General features: G+C 65.2%; 23 protein-coding genes. 4 read left to right on the top strand and 19 right to left on the bottom strand.

Annotation, left to right across the window (positions count from 1 at the left end; translation table 11 throughout):
- Positions 1-127: 127 nt before the first annotated feature.
- From folK to ACCQ03_RS03910, 5 genes are all read right to left on the bottom strand, one after another.
- Complete coding sequence (gene folK, locus ACCQ03_RS03930; protein ID WP_057678351.1) at positions 128-643, bottom strand: 2-amino-4-hydroxy-6-hydroxymethyldihydropteridine diphosphokinase; 516 nt, start codon at positions 641-643, stop codon at positions 128-130.
- A 91-nt stretch (positions 644-734) separates the two neighbouring features.
- Positions 735-2237 carry an ATP-binding response regulator gene (locus tag ACCQ03_RS03925; RefSeq protein ID WP_057678350.1) on the bottom strand — a complete coding sequence of 501 codons (1503 nt, stop codon included), beginning with the start codon at positions 2235-2237 and terminating at the stop codon, positions 735-737.
- Between the two features lie 3 nt (positions 2238-2240).
- Positions 2241-2681, bottom strand: coding sequence for a response regulator (locus ACCQ03_RS03920; RefSeq protein WP_017158470.1), 441 nt, complete (start codon positions 2679-2681; stop codon positions 2241-2243).
- Positions 2678-4489 carry a sensor histidine kinase gene (locus ACCQ03_RS03915; protein WP_209225733.1) on the bottom strand — a complete coding sequence of 604 codons (1812 nt, stop codon included), beginning with the start codon at positions 4487-4489 and terminating at the stop codon, positions 2678-2680. The genes ACCQ03_RS03920 and ACCQ03_RS03915 overlap by 4 nt, the downstream gene beginning before the upstream one ends.
- Before the next feature lie 283 nt (positions 4490-4772).
- Positions 4773-5144 carry a BON domain-containing protein gene (locus ACCQ03_RS03910; protein ID WP_008572114.1) on the bottom strand — a complete coding sequence of 124 codons (372 nt, stop codon included), beginning with the start codon at positions 5142-5144 and terminating at the stop codon, positions 4773-4775.
- Positions 5145-5296: 152 nt separating this feature from the next.
- Between ACCQ03_RS03910 and ACCQ03_RS03905 the strand changes: the two genes are divergently transcribed.
- A complete protein-coding gene (locus tag ACCQ03_RS03905) occupies positions 5297-6352 on the top strand; it encodes an oxidoreductase (protein ID WP_209225735.1) in 1056 nt (351 codons plus the stop codon).
- A 75-nt stretch (positions 6353-6427) separates the two neighbouring features.
- Here the strand turns inward: ACCQ03_RS03905 and gnd are convergent, their stop codons facing one another.
- The 8 genes from gnd to ACCQ03_RS03865 all read right to left on the bottom strand — a co-directional run bounded on the left by gnd (position 6428) and on the right by ACCQ03_RS03865 (position 15013).
- Positions 6428-7369 carry a phosphogluconate dehydrogenase (NAD(+)-dependent, decarboxylating) gene (gene gnd / locus ACCQ03_RS03900; protein WP_209225737.1) on the bottom strand — a complete coding sequence of 314 codons (942 nt, stop codon included), beginning with the start codon at positions 7367-7369 and terminating at the stop codon, positions 6428-6430.
- A gap of 20 nt (positions 7370-7389) precedes the next feature.
- The gene (locus tag ACCQ03_RS03895) at positions 7390-8742 is read right to left on the bottom strand and encodes a hypothetical protein (protein ID WP_209225739.1); all 1353 of its coding nucleotides are present in this window, start codon (positions 8740-8742) and stop codon (positions 7390-7392) included.
- 160 nt (positions 8743-8902) lie between these two features.
- Positions 8903-9283 carry a glycine zipper 2TM domain-containing protein gene (locus ACCQ03_RS03890; RefSeq protein ID WP_057678345.1) on the bottom strand — a complete coding sequence of 127 codons (381 nt, stop codon included), beginning with the start codon at positions 9281-9283 and terminating at the stop codon, positions 8903-8905.
- 125 nt (positions 9284-9408) lie between these two features.
- A complete protein-coding gene (locus ACCQ03_RS03885) occupies positions 9409-10179 on the bottom strand; it encodes a DUF2242 domain-containing protein (protein WP_209225741.1) in 771 nt (256 codons plus the stop codon).
- 74 nt (positions 10180-10253) lie between these two features.
- Complete coding sequence (locus tag ACCQ03_RS03880; RefSeq protein WP_057678343.1) at positions 10254-11318, bottom strand: DNA methyltransferase; 1065 nt, start codon at positions 11316-11318, stop codon at positions 10254-10256.
- Positions 11311-12411, bottom strand: a complete 1101-nt coding sequence (locus ACCQ03_RS03875) for a hypothetical protein (protein ID WP_209225743.1) — start codon at positions 12409-12411, stop codon at positions 11311-11313. Before ACCQ03_RS03875 ends, ACCQ03_RS03880 begins: the two co-directional genes overlap by 8 nt.
- A gap of 22 nt (positions 12412-12433) precedes the next feature.
- The gene (locus tag ACCQ03_RS03870) at positions 12434-13837 is read right to left on the bottom strand and encodes a nicotinate phosphoribosyltransferase (RefSeq protein ID WP_209225745.1); all 1404 of its coding nucleotides are present in this window, start codon (positions 13835-13837) and stop codon (positions 12434-12436) included.
- Between the two features lie 120 nt (positions 13838-13957).
- On the bottom strand, positions 13958-15013 hold the full coding sequence (locus tag ACCQ03_RS03865) for a bifunctional nicotinamide-nucleotide adenylyltransferase/Nudix hydroxylase (protein ID WP_057678341.1): 1056 nt from the start codon (positions 15011-15013) through the stop codon (positions 13958-13960).
- A gap of 183 nt (positions 15014-15196) precedes the next feature.
- Between ACCQ03_RS03865 and ACCQ03_RS03860 the strand changes: the two genes are divergently transcribed.
- Positions 15197-16060, top strand: a complete 864-nt coding sequence (locus tag ACCQ03_RS03860; protein ID WP_057678340.1) for an endonuclease/exonuclease/phosphatase family protein — start codon at positions 15197-15199, stop codon at positions 16058-16060.
- An 86-nt stretch (positions 16061-16146) separates the two neighbouring features.
- Here the strand turns inward: ACCQ03_RS03860 and ACCQ03_RS03855 are convergent, their stop codons facing one another.
- Positions 16147-17052: a LysR substrate-binding domain-containing protein gene (locus ACCQ03_RS03855; RefSeq protein ID WP_150145514.1), complete on the bottom strand. Its 906-nt coding sequence runs from the start codon at positions 17050-17052 to the stop codon at positions 16147-16149.
- Positions 17053-17139: 87 nt separating this feature from the next.
- On the opposite strand from ACCQ03_RS03855, the gene ACCQ03_RS03850 reads away from it, so the two are divergent.
- Positions 17140-17883, top strand: coding sequence for a sulfite exporter TauE/SafE family protein (locus ACCQ03_RS03850; protein WP_057678338.1), 744 nt, complete (start codon positions 17140-17142; stop codon positions 17881-17883).
- 84 nt (positions 17884-17967) lie between these two features.
- On the opposite strand, the gene ACCQ03_RS03845 is transcribed toward ACCQ03_RS03850, so the two are convergent.
- The 5 genes from ACCQ03_RS03845 to ACCQ03_RS03825 form a co-directional block, all read right to left on the bottom strand.
- Positions 17968-20127, bottom strand: a complete 2160-nt coding sequence (locus ACCQ03_RS03845; RefSeq protein ID WP_170922312.1) for a carboxy terminal-processing peptidase — start codon at positions 20125-20127, stop codon at positions 17968-17970.
- Between the two features lie 399 nt (positions 20128-20526).
- Positions 20527-21540, bottom strand: coding sequence for a lipoyl synthase (lipA, locus tag ACCQ03_RS03840; protein ID WP_209225748.1), 1014 nt, complete (start codon positions 21538-21540; stop codon positions 20527-20529).
- Positions 21541-21555: 15 nt separating this feature from the next.
- Positions 21556-22254 (bottom strand): lipoyl(octanoyl) transferase LipB, encoded by a 699-nt coding sequence (gene lipB / locus ACCQ03_RS03835; protein ID WP_057678336.1) that lies wholly within the window; start codon positions 22252-22254, stop codon positions 21556-21558.
- Positions 22242-22520: a YbeD family protein gene (locus ACCQ03_RS03830; RefSeq protein ID WP_008577897.1), complete on the bottom strand. Its 279-nt coding sequence runs from the start codon at positions 22518-22520 to the stop codon at positions 22242-22244. Before ACCQ03_RS03830 ends, lipB begins: the two co-directional genes overlap by 13 nt.
- A 127-nt stretch (positions 22521-22647) precedes the next feature.
- Positions 22648-23631 (bottom strand): CsgG/HfaB family protein, encoded by a 984-nt coding sequence (locus ACCQ03_RS03825; protein ID WP_209225750.1) that lies wholly within the window; start codon positions 23629-23631, stop codon positions 22648-22650.
- 308 nt (positions 23632-23939) lie between these two features.
- Between ACCQ03_RS03825 and ACCQ03_RS03820 the strand changes: the two genes are divergently transcribed.
- Positions 23940-25001, top strand: a complete 1062-nt coding sequence (locus ACCQ03_RS03820) for a lipid A deacylase LpxR family protein (protein ID WP_008577896.1) — start codon at positions 23940-23942, stop codon at positions 24999-25001.
- Positions 25002-25121: the final 120 nt, after the last annotated feature.

Genomic DNA, 25121 nt, shown 5'->3' with positions numbered 1-25121 from the left:
TCTCTGTGTCATGCACGTGAGCTCGGCTGCGACCTCGCCAGCGTGCGTCACTGCCGGACAGTGACGCCCATCATCGCGCGACCTGCGCGCCTGCCCGGCCGCGCTCAACCGCGCCGCCAGCACAGCGCTATTGCGTGACGCTCAACTGCGGCGCAGCCGCATCCAGCTCCACCGTGGCAAACGCGCTGCCGTGCTGCGGATGCGCCTGCCACAGGGCTGCCAGCGTCTGCCCGCTCAGCGGGTCGATGAAGTCCGGCGCGATGTCGGCCAGCGGCTTGAGCACGAATGCGTGTTTGAGTTCGGGCCGCGGGATGCGCAGATGCCCGGGGCCTTCGACGATACGGTCGCCGAAGAACACCACATCCAGATCCAGGGTGCGGTCGCTGAAACGCGGGCCGCTGCGATCGCGTCCATGCGCATCTTCCAGTGCATGCAGCCAGCGATCCAGCGCGTCCAGATCCAGATCGGTCTGCAGTACCACCGCGTTGTTGACGAAGTCCGGCCCATCGAAGCCCACTGCGGGCGTGCGGTACGCGGGCGACACGACGATCTGGCCGAAGCGCGCGCGCAGGGCGGCGACAGCCAAGCGCAGGTAGTGGGTCGGCTGGACGTTGCTGCCGAGGCTGAGAAGCACGGTGGTCATACGTTATTCGCGCACGCGGCCGGCGTGGACGTCAACTGTTGCAATCGTGTCGCACCCATCGATGCGCGCCATGGGTGCGCGCGACGTGGTGTCAGGCCACTTCCAGCGCATGCGAAACGGCGCGGAACACCCGGCGCATTTCCAGCGGCTTGCGCAGCACATGCACTGGAAGATCCGCCGGAAAATGCGCACGCTGCAACGGCGCGCCGACATCTTCCAGCACGATCGCCGGCCCCTGGTAGCCCAGCTCCTGCATGCTCAGCAGCACGCTCACTGCCGAAAGCAGGATGATGTCGCTGTCGATGATCACCAGATCCGGCATCGCATGCTGCTGCACCAGTTGCAGTGCCGCGGCGCCATCGCTGGCCAGCTGCGGCTGATAGCCCTGGCTGGAGAGCGCATTGCCCAGCAGCGACAGGCGCGTTGCCTCGCCATCCACCAGCAAAATGCGCTGCCCGTGGCCAAGCGGGAGCGGCAGTTCGGCTTCGGTCACCGCCGCCGACACCGCACGCATCGGCACGATCATGTCAAAGCGCGTGCCTTCGCCCAGCCGGCTATCGACCACGATGCTGCCGCCATAGCTTTCGATGATGCGCTTGCACGAAATCAGTCCCAACCCAGTGCCATCGGCCTTGGTGGTGAAGAAAGGACTGAACAGGCGCGCGCGGGTTTCGTCGCTCATGCCCACGCCGGTGTCGGACACGCTCATGCGCACGCGCGAGGCATCGTAGCGATCGGCTGCCAGGATCAGTCTGCCGCCCTCGGGCATCGCCTGGATCGCGTTCAAGCCCAAGTTGAGCAGGCATTGCTGCAGTTCGGTGTAGTTGGCCTCAATGGTCAGGTCCGCAGCGATGTTGTCCATCTGCAGACGCACGCCGTCGGGCAGGCTGCTCTTGAGCAGCATCTGCACGGCCTGGAACAGATTGGAGAGGGATACCTGCTCGCGCGGCTTGTTGGAACCGCGCACGAACGAAAGCATCGACTCGGCCATCTCATGCCCGCGCCGGCCGCATTCGGCCACCACGTTGGCCAGCTGACGCAGCTGCGGGTCGTCGGTGCGCCCGGCCAGCAGGTCGGGCACGATCAACAACGGTTGCAGGATATTGCGCAGGTCGTGGCTCAAACCGGCCGCCAGCATCGCCAGGCTTTCCAGACGCTGCGCGCGCATCAGCTCGCTTTCCACGCGCTGGCGCTCCAGATCGGCGCGCGCCTCGCGGATCGCGCGGATCACCGCGCTCGGCAAGCGCGTCGGATTGTGCTTGATGATGTAGTCGTTGGCGCCATCCTGCAGCGCCTTGACCGCGGTCTCCTCGCCCATGGTGCCGGAGACGAAGATGAAGGGCGTGGCACCGTTCTGGCGCACCAGGCGCAGCGCCTGGTGGCCGGAAAAGCCCGGCATGCTCAGGTCCGACAGCACGATGTCCGGCTGGAATTCATCCAGCGCGGCGCGCAGCGACGGCTCGCTGTCCACGCGCTCGAATGCCGCATCCAGCCCGGCCTCGAGCAACTGATCGGACAACAGCTCGGCGTCTTCCGGTGAATCTTCCACCAGAAGGATCTTCAGCTGCTCCAGGTTGCCCCCCTCATGCGGCATGGTTCAGTCCAGCTCCGGTGCCTGGTTGATGACCGCCCAGAAGGTGCCGAGCGTCTTGACCGCATTGAAGAACTGGTCAACGTCCACCGGCTTGACCACATAGGCATTCACGCCCAGGTCCCAGCTGCGGGCCAGATCGCTTTCTTCGCGCGAGGACGACAGGATCACCACCGGCAGGCGCTTGAGCGTTTCGTCGCTGCGCACTTGCTTGAGCACTTCCAGCCCGTCCAGGCGCGGCATCTTGATGTCCAGCAGCAGCACGGCCGGCAGGCCTTCCTCGCGGTCGGCGAACACGCCACGGCGCAGCAGGTAGTCCATGGCTTCCACGCCGTCTTCGACGTGCACGATGGGATTGGCAAGGCGGGCTTCGCGCAAGGCGTCGACCGCCATCTCCGCATCGGCCGGGCTGTCTTCTGCCAGAAGAATGGTACGGATGGCGGTCATGCAATGAACTCTTGGTTGGGCGCTTCAAGCGCAGGAGGTAACACGAAATAAAACGTGGCGCCCTCGTCGACGGCGCCTTCAGCCCACACCCGGCCGCCGTGACGCGTCAACACGCGCCGCACGCTGGCCAGGCCGATGCCGGTACCAGCGTATTCGCTGGCCTTGTGCAAACGTTGGAACACACCGAACAATTTTCCGCTGTATTCCATGTCGAAACCGGCGCCGTTGTCGCGCACGCTGAACTGGTGGCCGCCGTCGGACATCGGCGTATAGCTGACCTCGATTTTGGCCACCTCGCGCTTGGCGCTGTACTTGACCGCATTTCCGAGCAGGTTCATCCACAGCTGGCGCGTCATGTTTTCGTCGGCAACCAACACCGGCAGCGGTGCGATATGCCATTCCACCCGGTGCCCAGTGTTCTCGCTCTGCACGTTGGAATCCAGGATCGCACGCGTTTCGGCCACCAGCGACTGCATGTCCACCGCCTGCAGGCGCAGCGCACCGCGGCCCAGGCGCGAATACACCAGCAGATCGTCGATCAGCGAGGCCATGCGCCGCGCCGAGCTGCTGATCACTTCCATGTAATGGCGCGACTTCTCGTCGGCCGCATCGCCCAGGTGGCGCGCCAGCTTGTCGGAGAATCCGGCCACGTGCCGCAGCGGTGCGCGTAGATCGTGCGAGACCGAGTAACTGAAGGCTTCCAGCTCGCGGTTGACTTCCGAGACCTGCTCCACCTTGCCTTCCATCTGCCGGTTGAGCTCCTGGATACGCAACTGCGCGGCCTTCTGCAGGCTGATGTCGCTCACCGTCATCAGCACCACGTCTTCGTCGGTGCTGTCGGGCAACGGCATGCGGCGTGCATTGATCAACATGGTGCGTAGCACGCCGTCGGCGGCGCGCTGCTCATGTTCGAAGTCCCACAACTCGCGTCCACGCAACAACACGTCCGCCAGCCGTTGATGGATCTGTGCATCGCGCCAGACGCCCTCGCCCACCTCTTCCAGTGGCATCAATTCGTTGCCGCGCTCTTCCAGGCCATACAGGTCGGCAAAGGCCGGGTTATGCAACACGATGCGCTGGCTGGCATCCAGCAACACGATCGGCTCGCGCACGGTTTGCAGCACCGAGCTGGCGCGCCCGTTGGCGCGCAGGTATTCCTGCTCGGCCGCCAGGCGGCGGCGGATCTGCCGCTGCAGCAGCCAGGTCACCGTGCCCAGCAGCAGCAACTGCACCCCCAGCGCCGCCCAGCTCAGCACTGCGTAATGCAAGCGCTCGGTCTCGGCGCGCGCATTGCGCAGCGCCAGCAACCGGCCTTCGGCGCTTTGCAGGTCGTCGATCAGCACACGGATCGGGTTGTTCAGCGTCATGTCGTCGATCAGCGCGCGTATCTGCTCCGGCGCGGTGGTCACCGCAATACGCTCGGCCAACAACAGGCGCCGTTCGATGGTGCTCTGGATACGCCCGATGCGTACCAGCTGCGCGGGGTTGTCCTTGGTCAGTTCGATCAGTCGCTGCACGGCGGCCAGCGCTTCGCGTCGGCCGCGGCGCATGCGCTCGTTCAGCGCCTCGCGCTCCACGCCGTGCGAGCGCATCAGCGCCGCCGATTCGGTATCGCGCATCGCCGCCTCCAGGCGCTGTGCGGTCTCCTGCACTTGCTGGCTATGCGACACCCACGACGCAGCCTGGTTCGCGTTGCGGGCCATTTGCTGCAGCAACAATGAGGGCACCACCACAATCAGGAATACGGCAACCGCCAACAAAGGCAGGCGCCAGCGATCCCATTTGTCTGCTTGGACCGTTGTTTGCATTGCTGGACCGAATTCCGCTCACTGCAGGGCCAAGGACTGATCGGCATTGTCTCCGATCACGCAGCTTGCCAGATTAATGATTCAGAGAAATCATGCCGAACTACGACATAGCTGAATAGGCATAGCATACGTGCAGTATGCGTGAAAACCGCGCGAGTGCGTCGCCGGCCATCGGCTCAGCTGACACCTCTTCAAGACAAAAAAAAGGGCGCACTCCGTGGAGTGCGCCCGGTGCTCGGGTCGCCGCCTCGCCTCGGCGACCCGGCATTCGCAGCAGCTGCGCTTACTTCTTCGCAGCGGTGACCTTCAGGCCGGTCGACTTGACGCTCTTGACGCCCTCGATGCCCTTGGCAACGGCAACGGCCTTGTCATGCTCGGCCTGGGTGGCAACCGCGCCGGTCAGGGTCACGATGCCGTTCTTGGTCTCGACCTTCACGTCGGTACCCGAGACATTGTCGGTGGCCAGCAGATCGGCCTTGACCTTGGTGGTGATCCAGGTGTCGGTGACCGGCTTCTTGGACTCGTTCATGCCGGCAGCGTGGTCCTTGTGGTCGGCATGTTCCTGCGGTGCCGCAAATGCCTGCGACGCGCCGAGGGTCAGACCGAGCGACAGCGACAGAGCCAGCAGCTTGCGTGCATGCGTCATGTTCTTCATACCAAGCACCTCCTGTTGAATGTGGGCGCAGCTTGCGGTGGCGCTCGTCGAGCAGACGTGACCGTTGCATGCAGAGGTTGTGAACCCTGCGCACACGGGCAGGTGCAATACCATGCGTGCTCCCTCCGTCGTTGCGATGAACCGTTTTTTCAATGCCTAAACAGTTCAATCTGGCCGTCGTCGGCTATGGCTATGTCGGCCGCACCTTTCATGCACCGCTGATCGCAAGCACCCCCGGCCTGCAGTTGCACAGCGTGGTGTCGTCCAAGCCGCAACAGCCGCAGTCCGATTTTCCCGGCGTCACCGTGGTGGCCGACCTCGACAGTGCGCTGGCCGATCCCGCACTGGATGCCGTGGTGCTGGCCACCCCGAACCACACCCATGCCCCCTTCGCGCTGAAGGCCCTGGCCGCCGGCAAGCATGTGCTGGTGGACAAGCCGTTTGCATTGGATGCGACGCAGGCGCAGCAGATGGTCGCTGCCGCCGATGCGGCGGGATGCATCATCAGCGTGTTCCAGAATCGCCGCTGGGATGCGGACTTTCTCACCGTGCGCCGGCTGATCGAAGAAGGCCAGCTGGGCGAGGTGGTGGAATTTCATTCGCACTTCGACCGCTATCGCCCGCAGGTGCGCGACCGTTGGCGCGAGAGCGATGGCCCCGGTGCCGGACTGTGGTACGACCTGGGCCCGCATCTGCTCGATCAGGCGATGCAGTTGTTCGGTATGCCGCAGGGCATTGGCGCGGATCTGCAACGTCAGCGCGAGCAGGCGCGTAGCGTGGATTATTTCCACGTCACCCTGCACTACCCTCGGCTGCGCGTGATTCTGCACGCAGGGTCGCTGGTGGCCGATGGCAGCCTGCGCTTCGCCGTGCATGGCACGCGGGGCAGTTACCTCAAGCACGGCCTGGATACGCAGGAAGACCAGCTGCGCGCCGGCCGTCGCCCCGGCACGGTCGGCTGGGGGGTGGACCCGTTGCCGGGCACGCTCACCCGCGTCGATGACGAAGGCCGCATCCACACCCATCAGCCCGACAACCTGCCTGGCGACTATCGGCAGTGCTACGCCGCCTTCCGCGACGCGCTGGCAGGCACCGGCGCGGCGCCGGTCAACAGCAGCGATGCGGTGCAGCTGATGCAGTTGGTGGACCTGGCGCAACGCAGCGCTGCGGACGGCCGAGTGCAGTGGTTGGATGCCGCGCGCGGCTAATAACGCTGAGACGGTTGCCCACTTCCAACGGTGCGCGCCGCACTCCAGGCGCGCACCGTCATTGCATCCAAGTCCTTACGCGTCCTTGCTACCGATCGTCGGCGCTGCCGAGGTCGTGGTCATCACCGCGTGGCCGCCGAACTGGTTGCGCATCGCCGCTAGCAGTTTGTCGGTAAACGAATCCTTGTCGCGCGAGCGCAGCCGCTCCATCAGCGACAACGTGATGACCGGTGCAGAGACTTCCAGATCGATCGCTTCGGCAACCGTCCAGCGGCCTTCGCCCGAATCGGCCACGAAGGGCGCAATGCCGGCCATGGTCGGGTTATGCGTCAATGCATCGGCCGTCAGATCCAGCAACCACGAACGCACCACGCTGCCATCGCGCCAGATTTCGGCAACCTGGTGCAGATCCAGCGCAAAATCGGCCTTGTGCTGCATCAGCGCGAAGCCCTCCGCGTAGGCCTGCATCATTCCGTATTCGATGCCGTTGTGGACCATCTTGGTGAAATGGCCGGCACCGCTCGGGCCAACGCGTCCCCAGCCCTTGTCCGGCGCCGGCGCAAGCGTTGCCAGGATCGGGTGCAACGCCGTCACCGCCGCTTCGTCGCCACCCACCATCAAGCTATAGCCTTCCTGCAGGCCCCAGATGCCACCGCTGGTGCCGCAATCGACAAACGCAATGCCACTGGCGTGCAGCAATGCTGCGCGCCGCTGCGAATCCTTGTAGTACGAATTGCCGCCATCGATGACGATGTCGCCGGCCTGCAGCAAGGGTAGCAGCTGCGCCAGCGTGTCATCGACGATCTTGCCGGCCGGGACCATCAACCACACCACGCGCGGGCTCGGCAGTGCCGACACCAGCGCTGCCAGCGCATCGGCGGTGACGATGCCCTTGGCTTGCGCGCTGGTGCGCGCGTTCGCGCCTGGATCGTAGCCATGCACGCGATGCCCGCCATTGACCAAACGCTCGGCCATGTTGGCGCCCATGCGGCCCAGTCCCACCATACCCAGTTCCATAATCGCTCCTCATGATCTGATCAGTGCAGGGTGCCACGCTCGGCGTACGCTGGCGTGGCGGAATTCTCAATGGATTGTTCCGCGACGGTGGCGGCGCTGCACTGCTGCAGCTGCCAGTCGATCCACCGCCAATACAAGGTGCTGCGCAGATTGTGCAACGTCAGGTCGATGGCATACGGGGTGCGCGGGTTACGGTCGAGCAGGCGTGCCACGTGGTAGCCGATCGGCTTGGTGCCCTTGGGGTGCACATAGACCAAAAAGCCTTGGTAGAACGGGTCATCCAGCAGCGTCTGCAGCTGCTGCAGCTGCTGCAGCTGGGTCTGCTGCTGTGGGTCGAGCGTGGCCCGCAACGCTGCGTCGCGCTCGTAAAGCAGGCGCTCGAAGCGGCGCTTGCCAGGCCCACGCAAATGCTTGGCCAATTCCCAGATCTGCCGGTTGCGCGCATCGTAGTACGCAAAGCCACCGTGCCGCGCCAGCGCCTGCGCGGCTGCATCGCTGACATCCACCACCACGAAATTCTCGGCCTGATTGTGGATGTCATCCAGGTAAGACGTGTCGAACACATGCGCGATGAAGCCTGGTGCGCCCACGAACGCCTGCCGCCCGAGTTGTGAGGTCTTCACTGCCTTGCCGTCGGCGAAGAATTCCCCGGCATGCGCACCGAGCAGGATGCTGTCGGTGTCGTGCAAGGTCAGGAATGTGCCGATCGACAATTCGCCTGGCGTGAACGCCTTATCGAACCCGGCATCGCCGAACAACTCGCGCTGGGTGGCCAGCTGAGCCACCTGTCGGCCGACGCCACATTCGGAGCGCACCTGGCCGCGGTAGAACGCATCCAGCGCCTGCGCATTGCTGCCGCGCGGCTGATACCCGCGACCGAAACTGCGAAAACCGCTCCAGCCCTGCGCGGCTGCGCCACGCCAGCCGAATCCGACCCAGCCCAGCTGCACCGCCGAGAAGCGGTAGCGCGGGTTGTTCTGCAATTGCGTGACCGCACGGCGGGTGGCAGCACCGAGTTCGAACGCATAGGCGCAGTGCGTGGCTGCATCGTCCAGCACGGCGGTCAGCGCTGCGCGGCGCTGTTGAGTGCCCCAATCGGCGGGAAGCGTCAGCTGCAGATCCCCGGCGGCCTGCGCCTGCGCAAGCGTGCCGCGCGTACACGGTTCACCACGCGTGAGTACCGGTTCGCGCACCGCGGCGCGGTGGATGGTCCAGCCCAGCCGTCGCAGCAATGCTTCCACGCAATCTGCGCTGGCAGCATCTGCGGTCTGGCTTGGCGCAGCATGGGCGACCTGCAGCAGCTGAGCCGCCAGCAAGCCGCCTGCACACGCCAGCGCGGCAAGCCGGCGCAGGCGCGCATACCGTAGCGGCATCGACGCCGTTGGTGAGCGCAATGAACAACTGCGATGCGCGTGGACAACACTCATCGATGACATACGCAATGAATCGTCGGCACAACGCCATTCTCAAACGTAGAAAGCCCCGGCGTGGCCGGGGCTTGCAGGATTAACTCAGGCCCATCGCATCACCTGCTCAGCGACGTTCGCAGACGCGCTCGACCTGGCGATTGCCGTTGGCCTGCTGACGGTTGCCCTGGATGGTGCGGCCCGCCGCGCCACCGGCCACTGCGCCTGCCACGGTCGCCAGCTTCTTGCCGTTACCGCCACCAACCTGGTTGCCGAGCAGGCCACCGATTGCAGCGCCGGCCAGCGTACCGCCGATGCGGTTCGGATCGGTCGAGTTCTTCTGCACTTCGACGTTGCGGCAGCGCACGCGGGTGCCGTCGTTAAACCTGCGACCTTCGTCCGCTTCCGTATAGCGCTGCTGATGCGCGTAGTTTTGCGCCTGTGCGAACGTGCTCGTCGCCATCAGGCCGGTCAGGGACATACCCAGCAGGGAGGTGCGCATTTTCATCGTTGTTCTCCACGTTTCTCGCCCGCTCGGCGAGGCATGGGCGCACTCTGGCCGCTGGGTCGAGAACACAACGTGAAGCGCGCCGCCCGCTATTCAGGCTTTGGAGCGGAGCGTGAACCGCTCCGTCACAGCTGCGTGGCGGGCTCGGTTTGCGGCACCTTCGCCGGTGCCGGTGGGGGGTCCTGCGCTTCCACGGGCAATGGCGCAACCGGAGGCTGTGCAACCGTGGTGGGAGCCGCGGCAGGGGCTGCGGGCGTCGCGGCAGGCGTGGTAGTCGCGGCTGGAACCGCAGCGGCCGGCGCTGGTGCCGCCGCTGGCGCAGGTGCGGGCGCAGGCGCTGCACTCACTGCGGCAGGTACCGCTTCGGTGACCTTGGGAAGATACGAATTCAGGCGTTCGAAAAAGCGCTTGTAGAAGGCCGCATCCTGCACAGTGGTACTGGACACACGCACCAGCGAATCGCCGCTGCTGCCGACCGGCAACGATAACGAGCCCAGCACGCCGACGCCCACGCTGGCCGAGGTGGAACTCTTCTTCAGCGCGTAACGGTCCTGCAACGCACTGACGAACACCTGCGCCTTGCCGCCGTCCTGGCTGGCGCAGGAAATGCGCAGGTTGAGTTGTTCGCTCTGGTCGGCTTCCTTGAGCTGGAAGTTCTTGCTGCCCTCCACCGCTGCGGCATCGGCGCGCGTGACGGCGTAGCCCTGACTCAACAGCACTCGCCGGGCCGCCTCGCAGGCTTGCGGCGAACTGGCCGCCACGCTGCGCGAATAGGTGTCGTCGGAATTGAACGACTCGCGCATCAGCATCGTGTCGCCCTTGCTGCCGCCGCAGCCGGCCAGGGTTGCCAATGCGCCGAGCAGTGCGCCGCGCGCGATCAGGGAAGAACAAGACATAGGGAGATTCCGGCATCCAAAACCGGCACAGAGCATAGCGGCAACCCATGTGCGCGCGGCGTCGGCTTGCCCGATCAGGGCAACGGCGGTTCATCCACTGGCAATTGCAGGTCTACCTGCAGACGGCGGCCATCGGCACCGATGCGCTCGGCGCGCAGGTAGTGGTGGGCGCGCACCACCGCCAGTGCCACGGGCGCACGGCACGGTTCGCCCCACAGGCTCAACGCGAAGCCCTGCTGCTGCAGCCAGAGCGTGAGGCGGTCCCACAGCGCTTGTTCGCCACGCAGCATCAGGTCCAGATCGGCCGGGCCTTGGGGCACCGGGGTCGGCGACGCCAGCCAGCGCGCGTAGCTGCCATGCACCACCACCGGCAGGCCTTGTGCCTGCACCGCCTGCAACAACTGCGCGGCCTGCTGCAGATCCAGCCGGGCACGACAATGCTGAAAGATCAGCGCGTATTCGTGGCTGCGATTGCTCTGTGTCTCGGCATGCCCCAGCGCTGCGCCCGCACGCCGATAGCACAGCACCCGCTCCTCGCGCAGGTTGAACAGACTGGCCAGGATACGGCCAAGATCCCAGGCCTGCGGAATCACGCGGCCGCCGACCACCACGTTCTGCACCATCGCCACGCCCACGCCGTCTGGCCGCATCTGCTTGCGCAGCGCATGGAAGACCGCGCGCATGCCGGTCAGGTAGCTGGCGTAATCGCTGCTCGCATAAAGCTGCCCAGGCAGCACGTCGCCATGCCAGTGGCAGCCGAAATACGGCACGTTGGTCAGACACAGGTCGATCGGGGCCGCCGGGGCGATATCGGCCAGGCTGCCGACCACCACCGGAGCTTCCACCGCATGCCGCGCCAGACGCGTGCGTGCCAACTGCGCGCGTGCCGGATCGATTTCCATGCCATGCGCGTTGCGGCCTTCCAGCGCGGCCGCCAGCAAGGTGCTGCCAAAGCCGCAGAACGGGTCGAATACCTGCTCGCCCGGCCGGCTGAAATGGCGCACAAACGGGCGCATCTGATTGACCCAGCCACAATCGCGCGCGCCGAGCGGGTCGGCCGCGCGCAGATCGTCGGGCAGTGCCCAGGCGGCCTCGTCCGGGGCCGGCGTCCACCAGCTGCGCCGATCGAACTCATCCATTAGTGGGTTCCCACAACACATCGGCATCCGGGTCCCAACCCGCACACAGACGGCCGTTGGCGAAGAACACCAGCTTGTACAGATCGCCGGTCGCGTGGCGCGCATGCATCGCGGCGTAGTCGGCGCTTTCGAACACCACCTGCAAGCCCGCCTGATCGCGCAGCCGCACATTCCAGAAGTAATAGCCTTCGGTGAGGCCATCGGGTTGCCAGCGCGACCACCAGGGCTGCTGCATGCACTGGTCCAGCAACGTGTCTACGCCGATGCGGTGTTCGCCGATGTAGCGCAGCGTGCCGTTGCTGCGATAGGCATCGTCCAACCGCGACAATTCCCGAAAGATCACCTGGCTGGCGCCGCAGCTGCGTGCCCACGCGATGTACTGCGCAATGGCGTCTGCATTGTCCACGCCACCGCGCTGCACGATGCAGACCAGTCGCAGCGGCAGCCGTGCTGCCAGCCGCCGTGCCGTTTGTACGAAGGTCGCCACATCGGCGATCGGCTCGTCGGGGCGGAAACGCATGATCGCGTCGTTGCGCTCCTGCAACGGATGGTGACGCGACAACTCGACCCACGACAGCCCGAACTCAACCAGCGCTTCGATCAAGCGCGCACCGTGCGCACGCGCCAGCCCGGCGCCATTGCTGTACAGCACGCGCTGCTCGACGCGCGGGCCGTTGGGCGTGGTTGCCAGGGTCTGCAGCAAGGTCTGCAACCATGCCGCATCGTCGGTCATTTCCAGACCCAACAACGAATACGACAGCGGCACCTCGCGCAGCAGCTGCAAGACAGCGCTCAACTGCTGGAAATAGTCAGGCCCAGGTCGCAACGTCGCTGCCGCGCGACCGCCACCGTGCTGCCGCAGATTTTCCGAACAGAACCCGCAGCGCGCCGAACAGGGCCGTACTGAGGCATAGGGGGTGAAGGTGATCGGCAACGCCGCGCGATAGGTGCGCGCGCCGATACGCAGCGCATGCCAGCGACTGGCCTCGTCCTGCAGCGGCACGCGCCGCTGCAGGTTGGGTGCTGCGGCGCGCAGACGCGTCAGCAGCGCCGAAGCAGGCAACAAGGAGATGTCGTCGATGGAAGCGTGCATGGCCAACCCTGCGCGCCGCGCGTCAGCGACGTGCCGCGTTGGCACGCGCGCGAACCTGCTCCAACGTCCACTCCTGTTGCGGCACACCGTTTTCCCACACCGTGACCAGCGCGTCTTCGCTGTCGGGGTAGGTGTGCACCTCATCGAGCAAAGCACTGCGGTAGCTGCCATCGTTGCGGTTGCGCAGCAAGGTCAGGCGGCCACGCTTGCTCTGCTTGCCCTGGTCGGTGATCGGGTCCTTGTAGACATCGACCCACTGCCCGTCCACACGCACCGCCGAGCACTTCAACGCAAACTTTTGCGTGTCGCGGTCCACCTTCTGCAGCAACGCACCGCCCATCCCGAAGGCGACATTGTCGGCGGCATAGCCGGCGGCGGTGATGCGCTCCAGAATCGCGCGCAGCGAGGTGGGGTTGATGCCATCGCCCTGGATCACCCGTACGTGGTTGAGCACCTTGCAGCCCTTGCCATTGACCTGATGCCCGAACGCTTCGTCCAGCAACCGCAGGCACTGCTCGACCACGTCCACCGGGTCGCCCGAGTCCGGGCGAATCACCACCGTTGCGCCGGAGGCGATCACTTCCTCGCGCAAGGTGGTGCCCCAATGCTCGGCAATGGCGCGGTAGATGTCGTAGCTGTCAGACACCACCGCTACGATCGAACCCGGGTGCGCGAACTGCTTCAGCATGTTGCGATACGCATCCACCTCACGCTCGCGGCCCCAGCTGGTGATGGTGCTGTGTTCGGCGGCGGGAATCGAATACCCGGCCACCGGCGTGTGGTAATGCGCACGCGCCAGCAGCAATGCCGACAAGGTGTCGGTGCCGAGAAAGTTCACCAGATGCGCGGCACCGCCCAATGCGGCCGAGCCAAGACTGGACACGCCGCGCGCGCCAAAATCATGCAGTTTGAAAGGCAGCTGCCCTTCCGGATCGTCGCTGGTACGCTCCAGGAAGTCGCGCACGGTCTGCTTGACCTGCCAGCTCACCGTGGCCACCGTCACCGGGTACCACACGCGCAGCAACAGGGTTTCCAGATACGACGGTACCCAGAACGCCTTGGCGTCGGTGGACTCGATGGTCATCAGCACGTTGTGCGTTGGCACCACCGCGCCCTCGGGCACCGCGCGGATGCGGATCGGCAACTGCCCGCCAAGCCGGTCGACGATATCGCGCCAGCCGGCTTCGTTGAACGGCTCGCCATGCGCCGCCAGCAAGTCTTTCGCATCGTCGATGTCGGCGTGCGTCACCGGGCGGTTGATCGCTTCCTTCAGGATCGACTGCAGGCCGAAGAACACGGTCTGCTCGTAAAGCCCACCGCGCGATTCGACATAGAAGAACGACGCATCGGTGCCGGGCGGATATTGCAGCCAGTGACTGGCCTTGTAGCTATCGGTATTGAGCAGCAGGTTATCGAGGTAATGCATGACGGAAGCTCCTTCGCGTCGAATGAACCGGCGGTCTGTCCGCCGGCGGGAGGTCATGGTTCAAGCGGTCACGGCATGTGCGGCCCGTTGGCATCGCGGCAGCAGGTCGTCGTTTGCGCGTTAGCCACGGCCCAGGAAGAATTCAAGAATATGCAGGTGGTCTTCGTACAGGCGCGGGCCCATCGCCATCACTTCGGCGATCGGAATCCAGCGCGCCTTGTCGGCATCGTCGCCACCGCGCACCGCAGGCAATTCACCGGCCGGAAACTCGAAATGGAACGCATGGGTAATGGTGCGTCCGCGCTGACTGCGCTTGGGATGATCGAACACCTGCTTGCCACGCAACGAGCCCTTGAGCACCGGCACCGGCAGCTTGAGCCGGGTTTCCTCGCGCAACTCGCGCAGGCAGCAATCCAGCAGCCCTTCCTCCTGGCCGACGAAACCGCCGGGCAGGGCCCACAACCCCTTGCCCGGTTCGGCGCGACGGCGCACCAGCAGCACGTGCCCCGAATGCACCACCACCGCATCGGTCGTGACGAATGTCGGCGGATATGGCGCGTCTTTCCACGCAGCGCGGTATTGCTCGATGAAGCGGTATTCGGCCACCAGCTGCGCGTAGCTGGGCGAGTTGCGCCGGAATGCTTCCAGCATGTCGTAGACGGGCGCCGGCACATTGCCGCGCAGCATCAACAGGCCGCCGTGGAAGCCGATATCGCCGGCTTCGAACAGATAGCGGCGCAATTCGGTGGCCGACAGCGTTGCGGTATGTTGCACGTCTTCTAGCGGCCACTGCGGAAACTCACGCAGGTAGTAGCTGCTGGCATCCTTGTCCATGCCGATCAGGCCGATGTTCGCATCCAGCGTGCCGCCATCGGCGTGCACCGCTTCGGCAACCTGTCGCTGCACTTCGGCAATCCACAGGCTTTCGTTGTACAGATGATCGCGTAGCGGGCGCACGATCAGCCGCGCCGTTTCGTCCGGCAACGCAGATTCGATCATCACCGCACGTTCGGCGACGGTCCAAGGATTGCGAATGGTGCGGGGCGTGTCGGCCGAGCCGATCAGCACGATGAGCTTTTTCGCCTTGCCCAGCGCGTGGCGGGCGACGGCAGCGTGGCCGTTATGAAAGGGCTCGAAACGCCCGATAAACACGAGATAGTCGTACGGTGTTGCCATGAGAATCCCTCACGGTTGAGTGGTGAGCCGGCGGTCTATCCGCCGGCCTGGTGCAAATGCTACGCCGATGCACGATGGCGTCAAGCGGCCGATCGTCTACGCATCAGTGGCCGGCGCCGTGACGCAGCGGTCATCATCTCTGGCTAGACTCGGCGCTCTTGCTTCCTCAAGGAATTTCCCTGCATGCCACGCTCCATCGCGCAGGTGCTGCGCCGCCTTCTCGCCCTCGCTGCACTGTTGTGTCTCGCCTTACCCGCGCTGGCCGTCACGCCGGCTGCGCCACTGCGGGTCATGTCGTTCAACGTGCGCGTGCCGGCCGATACCGATGGCGACAAACGCTGGCAAGTGCGTCGCGCGGCCATGGTCGCGTTGATCAAACAGACGCATCCGGACGTGTTTGGCACGCAGGAACTGGTGAGCGAACAGGCGGCCTTCCTGGCCGAACAGTTGCCCGACTACCGCTGGTTCGGCCAGGGCCGGCGCGGCGATGACAGCGACGAGCACATGGGCGTGTTCTACGACGCGCGTATATTGAAGGTGGTGGAGTCGGGCAACTTCTGGCTGTCGGACACGCCCGAACGCCCCGGCAGCATCACCTGGGGCAATGTACTGCCACGCATGGCCACCTGGGCGCTGTTCGAGCGCATCAGCGACAAACGCCGCTTTTATCTGTTCAACACGCACTTTCCGTATCGCGATGAGGACGAGCCCGCCCGCGAGCGCAGCGCGCGCCTGATCCTGTCGCGCATCGCGCAGTTGCCTGCCGCTATCCCGGTGGTGCTGACCGGCGACTTCAACAGCGATCCGGACAAGATCACCTACCCCACGCTCACCGCAGTGCTTCGCGATGCGCGTGCACAGGCCAGCAAGCGCAGCGGGCCGGAAAACACCTTCCAGGATTTCACCACGCACCCGACCCGGCGCATCGACTGGATCCTGTATCGCGGATTGCGTCCTTCCCGCTTCGCGACCCTGGACGATCGTCCCGGCGGCATCCTGCCGTCAGACCATTATCCGGTGATGGCCGAGTTCGACTGGCCACGCTGAGGACAAGCGCGTGCAAGAGCAGTAGCGGCAGCGGGCGCGCACGCCGGCCGTGACAAAGCCACCCGATGCATGCAGCACCGCAGTGATCAAGCCGGATGAATGCCGGCGTTCGCGGCGCTGGCCTGCAGCCATTCCAGCAAGGCCTGCAGGGTGGCCGAAGGGCGGTCGCGCCAGATGATGGAGAGCTCGCGCCGCGCCCAGGCTTCCTCCAGCGGCACCGCCGCCAGCTGCTGCCTGACACTGGAGCAGGACAGCGCCGCGTGCGGCACGATGGCCACGCCCACGCCGCGTGCCAGCATGCGGCACAGCGTTTCGATACCCGGCACGCGCGCGCGGATGCGCAGCTGCACGCCGGCACGGGCCAGATGCGTCCGCAGGTGGCGCTGCAAGGCGTTGTCGGCCGATAACGCCAGCAACTGCATCGGCGCGATATCGGCCAGGCGCAGGCTGCCTGCGCCGGCAAGCCGATGGCTGGCGGCCACCGCGACCATCAGGCGATCCTGCCGAAACGGACGCCGCTGCAGGCCGGTGAAGTCGGCATGCCCTGCCACCACGGCCAGGTCCGCACGTTCATCGCGCACCGCATCGGCAGCCTCCTCGCTGCCCCATTCGGCCAGGGTCAGGTCCACCCGTGGGTGGGCCAGCAAGAAATCCGCAACGCACTCGGGCAGCCATTCGGACAGTGCGGCGGTGTTCGCGGCCAATCGCAGGGTGACCTGTCCACCAAGTCCGTAATCGCCAAGCTCGCTGCGCATGGCCTGTTCCTGCCGTGCCAGCACCCGCGCATGCCGCAGCAGGACCTGGCCGGCGGCGGTCAGCGTCACGCCTCGGCGGCCGCGCTCGAACAGGGCCGCGCCGACCTGCAGCTCCAGCGCGCGAACACGCGCACTGGTGGCCGCCAGCGATAGCGCCGCCCGGTCGGCGCCGGCGGTGATGCTGCCGGTGTCTGCCACCGCAACAAAGATCCGCAAGTCGATGAATTCCACCTGCATCTGCATCTCCAGCCTTCGGCGTGGCCGAAGTCTGCCTCAAACAAAGACAGCTTGCCGGACACCGCTACCGCATCGATCCTGCGCCCCATGAAAGAAGACGTTTCGCAATTGATTATGGTTGCCGCGGTATTCCTGCTGGCCGGCGCGGTCAAAGGCGTGGCCGGCATGGGGCTGCCCACCGTGGCGATGGGTTTGCTGGGGCTGTGGCTGCCGCCCAGCCAGGCCGCCGCGCTGTTGGTGCTGCCTTCGTTGGTGACGAATCTGCAGCAGGCCTGGGGGCCCGCTGCGACCGTGCTGTTGCGGCGCCTGTGGCCGGTGCTGGCCATGGTGGTGGCGGGCACGTGGTTGAGCGCCGGGTTGATGATTGGCGGTCATCCGCGCTACCTGCGCGGCGCGCTTGGGGTCCTGTTGGTTGCCTACGCCCTGCTGGGGCTTGCCCGCCGGCAGTGGACCCTGCCGCCACGTCACGAGCGCTGGGGCAGCCCGCTGATCGGCCTGGTCGGTGGCCTGCTCAATGGCGCCACCGGCGTGCTGGTTCTCCCGGTGGTGCCATACCTTTCTGCACTGGGTTTGCCACGCGAGGTATTGATCCGCGCACTGGCCGCATGCTTCGGTACGGCAACGCTTGCGCTGGCGACGGCGCTGGTCTGGCACGGCGGCGTACCGCTTTCGGCTGGCCTGCCGTCGCTGCTGGCGCTACTGCCCACCGCACTGGGGGTGTGGGCCGGCACGAAGCTGCGACGCCGCATCTCTGCCGAAGCATTCCGTCGGATATTTTTCGGCACCTTGCTGCTGCTCGGCCTGCAGGCCTGCTGGCAGGCGATCGCCTGAGACACTGCCAGCGGCGACGGTGCTGCCTAAATGAAAACGCCACCGGCAAGCGGTGGCGCTCATGCAGTGAATCGGCAGCCTGGCTCAGTCTGCCCAACGTCCCGGTGCGGTCGACTTCGGCAGCACCTGGGCCGACAACGGCTTGTCCTGCGAGAGCAAGCCCAGCGCATCGGCCAGGATCGCCGCCGACTCATGCAGCAGCGGATCCGGACGCTTTTCGGCGGCCTTTTCGCGTGCGGTGTCCTTGACGATGTCGCGCTCGTTGCCGGTCAGGCCGTCGTCGCTGTCTTCGGCAAGCGGATCCAGCGGCAGGCCGAGTTGCTTGCGAATCTGCTGGCGGTCCTTGCGCTGCTGATCCTGCTTCTGTCGCTCGGCAACGCGCTCGGCCTCATTCAACGAAATGTACTTCTTGGCTTTTTCATCGCGGAACTGCTTGACGTCTTCTTCCCACCACTGGAATTCCTTGTCGGTGGCGATGCGCGCAGTGTGCAGGGACTGCAACTTGGGCAGCAACGGTGCGAAATTGCCGTACTGGGTATGCGGCGCAGCGGCGATGCGCGTCCACGGCAATGCATTGTCGTAGGTACTCTCACCGAACTCGGTGGCATCCACGCTGGCCGGGAAGGCGATATCCGGCACCACACCCTTGTGCTGGGTGCTGGAGCCGCTGACGCGGAAGAACTGCGCGATTGTCAGCTTGACCTGCCCATACCGCTGCCCTTCGGCAGCCGGCCAGCGATCCAGGTCGACGATGTTCTGCACGGTGCCCTTGCCGAAGCTGGTTTCGCCGATCACCAGCCCACGCCCGTAATCCTGGATCGCACCGGCAAAGATTTCCGATGCCGACGCCGAGCCGCGGTTGATCAAGACGGCCAGCGGGCCGTCCCAGGCAACCTTGGGGTCGCTGTCGCCATTGACGGTGACGCGGCCGCCGGATTCGCGTACCTGCACCACCGGGCCCTGCTCGATGAACAAGCCGGTCAGTTCGATCGCCTCGTCGAGCGAACCACCGCCGTTATTGCGTAGATCAAGCACGACGCCATCGACCTTGTCGGTCTTGAAGCCGGCCAGCAGCTTGGCAACGTCGCGCGTGGCCGAGGCATAGTCGGTTGCATTGCGGCGACGGCCCTCGAAATCCTGATAGAAGCCCGGCAACTTGATGATGCCGATGCGGCGCTGCGGTTCGCTGCCGGTCGCCGGCAAGGTGATGGTTTCGCCCTTGGCAGCCTGTTCGGCCAGACGCACCTTCTGACGGGTCAGGGTCACCGTGCGGTGCTTGCCATCGATGCCCGACTCGGCCGGGATGTACTCCAGGCGCACCTGGGTGTCCTTGCTGCCACGAATCTTGGCCACCACGTCATCGATGCGCCAGCCGATCACATCTTCGATCGCGCCATTCTTGGCCTGCCCAACGCCGACGATGCGATCACCCGGCTTGAGCGTGCCATCGACCGCCGCTGGACCGCCCGGGATCACCTCGCGGATCACCACCATGTCGTCCTGCTTCTGCAGCTGTGCGCCAATGCCTTCCAGCGACAGCGACATCTGCTGGTTGAACGTTTCGGCAGTGCGCGGGGTGAAGTAGTCGGTGTGCGGGTCGACGGCATTGGTATAGGCATTGACGAAGAACTGGAACACGTCTTCGCCCTTGAGCTGCTTGACCGAATCGGCCAGTGCCACATACCGCTTGTCCAGCGTCTTGCGGATGTCGTCGGGCTTCTTGCCGGCCAGCTTCAGGCGCAGCCAATCGTTCATCACCGACTGGCGCCACAGCACGTCCAACTGCTTGTCGTCTGCAGCCCACGGCACGTCCTTGCGGTCGTATTCGAACTTGTCGTTCCCGCTGAAATCGAAGTCCTGCTTGAGCAGGTCGCGCGCGTACTTGACGCGTTGATCGACACGCTTCTTGTAGACCGAGAACACCTGGAACGCAGGCTCAAGGTTGCCGCCGCGCAACGCGTCGCCCACACCGGCCTGGAGCGGCGCGAAGCTGTCGATATCGGCCTGGGTGAAGAACTGTTTGCCGCCATCCAGCGTTTCCAGGTAGCGCTTGAACACGTCCTTGGACATCGCCTCGTCCAACGTGCGCGGCCGGTAGGCATAGCGGCTGTCGGAGAGCAGGCCGTAGACAAGTTTGGTGGCCGTCGCCTGGTCGGGCGTGGCAGCGGCGGGCAGCGCGGTATCGGCGCGTGCGAGCAAGGCCATCGGAGTGGTCAACACCAGCGCCAGCAGGCCGGCCTTCATGCACGAAGAAACGTTGTAGGTCATCGAATGGCTCTCGGCACGAGGCCGACGAAAGAAGGGCGGTGAACGGATCAGACAGCATGACAGTGCCGAAAGTTGCTGGCGTTGTCATCCGCTGGCTGAATCAGCCTAGCGCCGGGCCCGTAGCAGATTGTGAACGAGACCGTACCTTGCGGCTGCGCGCCGCATGGGCCAGCGACGACACAGCCCCGCGCGATGCACGGGGCTGTCGTTGCTGGGCATTGCGATGTGGTCGGCGGTAGCACGTCGCGACTGACCGGTCAGTGGTCTACTGGCAACATGCGGGACCGGCCTGCATCGAACACACCCGCGACGCGGGGCGGGTTCCAGCATCGATCGCGCACCCGGCGCGGCAGCCGCCGATCGCCTGTTGCCGACTCAGGCGGCGACGCCGGCGCCTGCAGCCTGCCGATCGGCGTGATACGAGGAACGCACCATCGGGCCGGAGGCGACATGACTGAAGCCCAGCGCGTTGCCGTAGTCTTCCAGCGCCTTGTATTCCTCAGGCGTCCAGTAACGCATCACCGGATGATGGTGTGGCGTCGGCTGCAGATACTGGCCGATGGTGATCATGTCCACGTCGTGTGCGCGCAGGTCGCGTAGCGTGGCCTGCACCTGCTCCATCGTCTCGCCCAGGCCCAGCATGATGCCGGACTTGGTGGCGATGGATGGATGCTGCGCCTTGAAGCGCTGCAACAGCGTCAGCGACCACTGGTAGTCCGCACCGGGGCGCACGTTCGGATACAGGTCCGGCACGGTTTCGATATTGTGATTGAACACGTCCGGCGGGCTCAGCGCCAGGATCTCCAGCGCGCGGTCCATGCGGCCCTTGCCGCGGAAATCCGGGGTCAGGATTTCGATACGCGTGTTGGGCGAACTGGCCCGGATCGCCGAAATGCAGTCGACCAAATGCTGCGCGCCGCCATCGCGTAGATCGTCGCGGTCCACGCTGGTCACGACCACGTACTTCAGCCCCATGTCGGCGACGGTGGCGGCCAGACTGGCCGGCTCGCTCGCGTCGGGCGGCTTGGGCCGGCCGTGTGCCACGTCGCAGAACGAGCAGCGCCGCGTGCACACCTCGCCCAGGATCATGAAGGTCGCGGTGCCGTGGCTGAAGCATTCGTGGATGTTGGGGCAGCTGGCTTCTTCGCACACCGTGACCAGGCGGTTTTCGCGCAGCTTGGCCTTGAGGTTCTGTACCGCATTGCCGGAGGGAATCCGCACCCGGATCCACGACGGCTTGCGCAGCACCGGCGCATCGACGAACTGCACCGGCGAGCGGTTGATCTTGTCGCCACCGATCTGCTTGACGCCGGTCTGCAGCGGCGCAGGCGCGGCGGTGTCGCCGGAGACGACCTGCAAGGGGATGGAACGGGCGATAGGCTGGGTCATGACGATACGGGGCGCTCAGGCCGGAAGCGAAAGGTCGGGCAATGCGGAAACGGGCTGCAGCACGAGGCCGAACTGGCGCGCCAGCTGGTCGAGCAGCACCGCCTTGACGGCGTCCATCCCGGAGGGGCCGCCCAAGTCTAGCACCGAGGTCACCTGCAGGCCCTGGTAGCCACAGGGGTTGATGCGATGGAACGGTTCCAGGTCCATGTCCACGTTGAACGACAACCCGTGGAAGGTGCAGCCACGCCGCACGCGGATCCCGAGCGCGGCGATCTTGGCCCCGCCCACATACACCCCGGGGGCACCGTCGCGGCGCTCGGCCACGATGTTCCACTCATCCAGCGTATCGATCAGCGCCTGCTCGATCTTGCAGACGTAATCGCGCACGCCGATCTTCAGCCGGCGCAGGTCCAGCAACGGGTAAACGACCAACTGGCCGGGACCGTGATACGTGACCTGCCCGCCGCGATCGACCTGCAGCACCGGAATCTCGCCCGGGGCCAGCACATGCTCGGGCTTGCCGGCCTGGCCCAACGTAAACACCGGCGCATGCTCGACCACCCAGACCTCATCGGCCGTGTGCTCATCACGCGCATCGGTGAAACGCTGCATTGCACGCCACACGGGCGCGTAGTCTTGCTGGCCGAGGTCGCGCATTTGCGCAGGCAGCCCAGCCATGGAGCTGCTCACAGGCTCGGCCGCTACAGCGTCCACTTCACTTCCGGATGATCGCGTAGCGCCTGATGTGCGGCCTCGAACTGCTCGCGGCTTTCGGCACGGAAGCCAATCTTGACCGAAACATATTTTCCGCTGGAAGAATGCTTCCAGCTCACGCTTTCTTGCAGCAGTTCCACGCCGGTGGCGGCAAGCAGACGCGGAAGCTCGGTTTCCAGCCCACGCTCGGCCGTGCCCATGGCGCTGAGCTCGAAGGTGCCGGGAAACTGAAAGCCGTGGTCGGGGTTGTCGGTGCTGATATCCATCGCACCATTATCGGGCCGGCGATGGGCAAACCCAAGCCCACCTTGTGCCGAATGCGACAGCGGGACCGCGCGGGCCCCGCTGCGTTACGCCAGTGCGATCAAGCGTGGCGCCAATTGCATCAGCGGCTTACTTGGACAGTTCCAACATGGCCGAGGAGACCCACCCACGGTTGCCCATCTCGTCCTCGACTTTCCACATGACGCCTTCCTTGGTCCCGGTTGGGTACAGCATCATGCCCGGCTCTAGCGTGCGCACGGCCGCACCGGTGCCCTTGGCATTGGCCAGCAGGCGCCCTGCACGAGTGACCGTAACCGCCTGCTGCGTGTTCGACGCCGCCGCATTGCCGGACAGCCCGCCGAGCTGGCTGACGATGTCGGTGTAGGCCTGCAGATATGCCAGCGTGATCACCTGGCCGATCTCGGTATTGGCGTAACCGCCCGCACCGGCCGCGCCGTAGTCGCCGCCACTGAAGACGTTGCCACGCGCGCCCCAGCCCAAATCGGTCTTCTTGGCGTTGCCTTCCGCCATGGCGACCTGTTCGGAGGAACGCACATCGGTGATGGTCAGCACCACGTCAGCGGTCTTCTTGCTGAGGTTCAGGCCACCGACCAGGTTGCCGGCATTGCCGCCCACCAGACCACCCAGCATGCCGGCAATGGCGCTGCCGCCGGCATTGTGGTTCTGCGAAATGAGGTCCGGCGTCATCACATAATCGGCCGCGCGGATCTGTCCCTTGCCCATGTTGGACCGGGCGCGCAGATCGCCATTGGCTGCCATATCGCGCTCGCGCTGCGAGGCCGCCATGCCGGCGCCGCGATCCACCAGGGTGAAGCAGCGCGACTTGTTGACGAACACCTTGATCAACTTGGAAGGCGCCGGCAGCTGCTGGCCAGACCACCAGTTGACCGCATCTTCCGGCTCGATAACCGACAGGCTGCCCAACGACTTGGTGCAGGTCGGGATCTGCGCCACGCCCTCCTTGCGCTGATCTTGCGCGGAGCCCTTGAAGGCGTCCTTGAACCCGGCCGACGCCGGCGCGCTCACGCTGGCCAATGCAATGCCCAGCACGCTGGACAGCACCGCTGCGCCCACAGAAATCGTCTTGCTCATGTTAGTCCCCTAAACACCTGCGCTGCCGTTGGCAAACGCGATCCGTTGGTAATGAATTGGCCTGCGAAGGCCGCCGTTCCTTGGGGCTGGTTCCCCCGCGGCGGATCATATGCTATCGGCGCCAGCTTTTCATGGCGGCAGCGCTTGTCTACTGCGTAGGGCTGTCACTGCCACACAGACACCGCGCACGGATGTGTTCGGCATCTGCTACAGCTCGCTTTCCTCGTGGCAGATGACGTGCGCGTTCACACGGCGCAACAGAAGACGCAGGCATTTTTCCGATTCCAGCTCACCTCCCCAGGCCTTCCATGCTCCGACCGCGCGCGTTGTCTGCTGCCTTGCTGCTTTCTCTTTCCGGGCTGTCGTTGCCGGCCCTGGCGGCGGATCAGTGCGATTCCAGCCGTCTTGGGCGCACGCCGCCTGCGGTGAACTTCCGTGTCGATAACGACTTGTTCGGCGGTGAAGATCAGGACCAGGGATATTCCAACGGTGCGGTGCTGACGCTGGTGTCGCCGAACCTGGTCGATTACACCGACGACCCATGCCTGCCGCGGACTGCGCGGTGGGTCAACAGCTATCTGGAGCGGCTGCACCCGGGCGAGTTCGACCAGCAGAACATGGTGTTCTCGATCGGCCAGGCGATCTTCACTCCGACCGATTACACCCGCCGCGACGTCATCCCGGACGACCGCCCGTATGCCGGCATCCTGCTGGCGAGCTTCGGCTACAACGCGCGTAACGATGCACATCTGCGCACCACGCAGCTGCAGGTCGGCGTCGTCGGCCCGTGGGCGCTTGCGAAGGAAGCGCAGGATGCGATCCACGATGCGCTCGGCGACGAGAAATTCCAGGGCTGGGACAACCAGCTGCACAACGAGCCGCTGATCAACCTGGTGCATGAGCGTATGCATCGCTGGCCGGCCGATGCCAGCGGCAATGCCGGTGGCTTTGGCTGGGATTTCATTTCGCATTGGGGTGGTGCGGTCGGCAACATGGCCACGCACTTGAATGCCGGCGGCGAGGCCCGCTTTGGCTGGAAGCTGCCGGACGACTTCGGCAGCACCCCGACCCGCCCCGCGGGCGAAAACACCGCCCCCAGCCGGCTCGGGCGCGCCAGCGGTTGGTCCGGCCACCTGTTCGTCACCACCGATGCGCGCTGGGTGATCCGCGACATCACGCTGGACGGCAACACCTTCCGCAACAGCCACAGCGTGGACAAGCGCCCGTTCGTCGGCGATGTGGGCTACGGCCTGGCGGTGATGTACGGCCGCTGGAAATTCGCCCTCGCCCGCTACCACCGCACCCGCGAATTCGACACCCAGCGCGAAACGCCGGTGTATGGCAGTTTTACGATCAGTCGGATGCTTTGAGGGGTGGGATTGGGGAGTCGGGATTGGGGATTGGTGGGAGCGGACTGCTGGCGATTCAATGCTGCTCTGGCGTTACCAATCCCGAATGCCCAATCCCCAATTCCCGCAAGGAAAAAGCCG

Origin of the sequence: Xanthomonas sp. NCPPB 3569 (assembly GCF_041475645.2) — a bacterium.
GTDB lineage: Bacteria > Pseudomonadota > Gammaproteobacteria > Xanthomonadales > Xanthomonadaceae > Xanthomonas > Xanthomonas phaseoli.
The sequence above is the reverse complement of the archived record's forward strand: the minus strand, read 5'-3'. Positions and strand labels throughout refer to the sequence as shown.

Bases quoted from the DNA above. Each gene is read 5' to 3' on its own strand.
- ACCQ03_RS03895 (WP_209225739.1), bottom strand. From the start codon at position 8,742: ATGCCGCTACGGTATGCGCGCCTGCGCCGGCTTGCCGCGCTGGCGTGT.
- ACCQ03_RS03925 (WP_057678350.1), bottom strand. From the start codon at position 2,237: ATGCCGCATGAGGGGGGCAACCTGGAGCAGCTGAAGATCCTTCTGGTG.
- gnd (WP_209225737.1), bottom strand. From the start codon at position 7,369: ATGGAACTGGGTATGGTGGGACTGGGCCGCATGGGCGCCAACATGGCC.
- ACCQ03_RS03850 (WP_057678338.1), top strand. From the start codon at position 17,140: ATGAAAGAAGACGTTTCGCAATTGATTATGGTTGCCGCGGTATTCCTG.
- ACCQ03_RS03875 (WP_209225743.1), bottom strand. From the start codon at position 12,411: ATGCACGCTTCCATCGACGACATCTCCTTGTTGCCTGCTTCGGCGCTG.
- ACCQ03_RS03855 (WP_150145514.1), bottom strand. From the start codon at position 17,052: ATGCAGGTGGAATTCATCGACTTGCGGATCTTTGTTGCGGTGGCAGAC.
- ACCQ03_RS03845 (WP_170922312.1), bottom strand. From the start codon at position 20,127: ATGAAGGCCGGCCTGCTGGCGCTGGTGTTGACCACTCCGATGGCCTTG.
- ACCQ03_RS03915 (WP_209225733.1), bottom strand. From the start codon at position 4,489: ATGCAAACAACGGTCCAAGCAGACAAATGGGATCGCTGGCGCCTGCCT.
- ACCQ03_RS03870 (WP_209225745.1), bottom strand. From the start codon at position 13,837: ATGCATTACCTCGATAACCTGCTGCTCAATACCGATAGCTACAAGGCC.
- ACCQ03_RS03880 (WP_057678343.1), bottom strand. From the start codon at position 11,318: ATGGATGAGTTCGATCGGCGCAGCTGGTGGACGCCGGCCCCGGACGAG.
- lipA (WP_209225748.1), bottom strand. From the start codon at position 21,540: ATGACCCAGCCTATCGCCCGTTCCATCCCCTTGCAGGTCGTCTCCGGC.
- ACCQ03_RS03820 (WP_008577896.1), top strand. From the start codon at position 23,940: ATGCTCCGACCGCGCGCGTTGTCTGCTGCCTTGCTGCTTTCTCTTTCC.
- ACCQ03_RS03920 (WP_017158470.1), bottom strand. From the start codon at position 2,681: ATGACCGCCATCCGTACCATTCTTCTGGCAGAAGACAGCCCGGCCGAT.
- ACCQ03_RS03890 (WP_057678345.1), bottom strand. From the start codon at position 9,283: ATGAAAATGCGCACCTCCCTGCTGGGTATGTCCCTGACCGGCCTGATG.
- ACCQ03_RS03860 (WP_057678340.1), top strand. From the start codon at position 15,197: ATGCCACGCTCCATCGCGCAGGTGCTGCGCCGCCTTCTCGCCCTCGCT.
- ACCQ03_RS03865 (WP_057678341.1), bottom strand. From the start codon at position 15,013: ATGGCAACACCGTACGACTATCTCGTGTTTATCGGGCGTTTCGAGCCC.
- ACCQ03_RS03905 (WP_209225735.1), top strand. From the start codon at position 5,297: ATGCCTAAACAGTTCAATCTGGCCGTCGTCGGCTATGGCTATGTCGGC.
- ACCQ03_RS03910 (WP_008572114.1), bottom strand. From the start codon at position 5,144: ATGAAGAACATGACGCATGCACGCAAGCTGCTGGCTCTGTCGCTGTCG.
- ACCQ03_RS03885 (WP_209225741.1), bottom strand. From the start codon at position 10,179: ATGTCTTGTTCTTCCCTGATCGCGCGCGGCGCACTGCTCGGCGCATTG.
- ACCQ03_RS03825 (WP_209225750.1), bottom strand. From the start codon at position 23,631: ATGAGCAAGACGATTTCTGTGGGCGCAGCGGTGCTGTCCAGCGTGCTG.
- folK (WP_057678351.1), bottom strand. From the start codon at position 643: ATGACCACCGTGCTTCTCAGCCTCGGCAGCAACGTCCAGCCGACCCAC.
- ACCQ03_RS03830 (WP_008577897.1), bottom strand. From the start codon at position 22,520: ATGGATATCAGCACCGACAACCCCGACCACGGCTTTCAGTTTCCCGGC.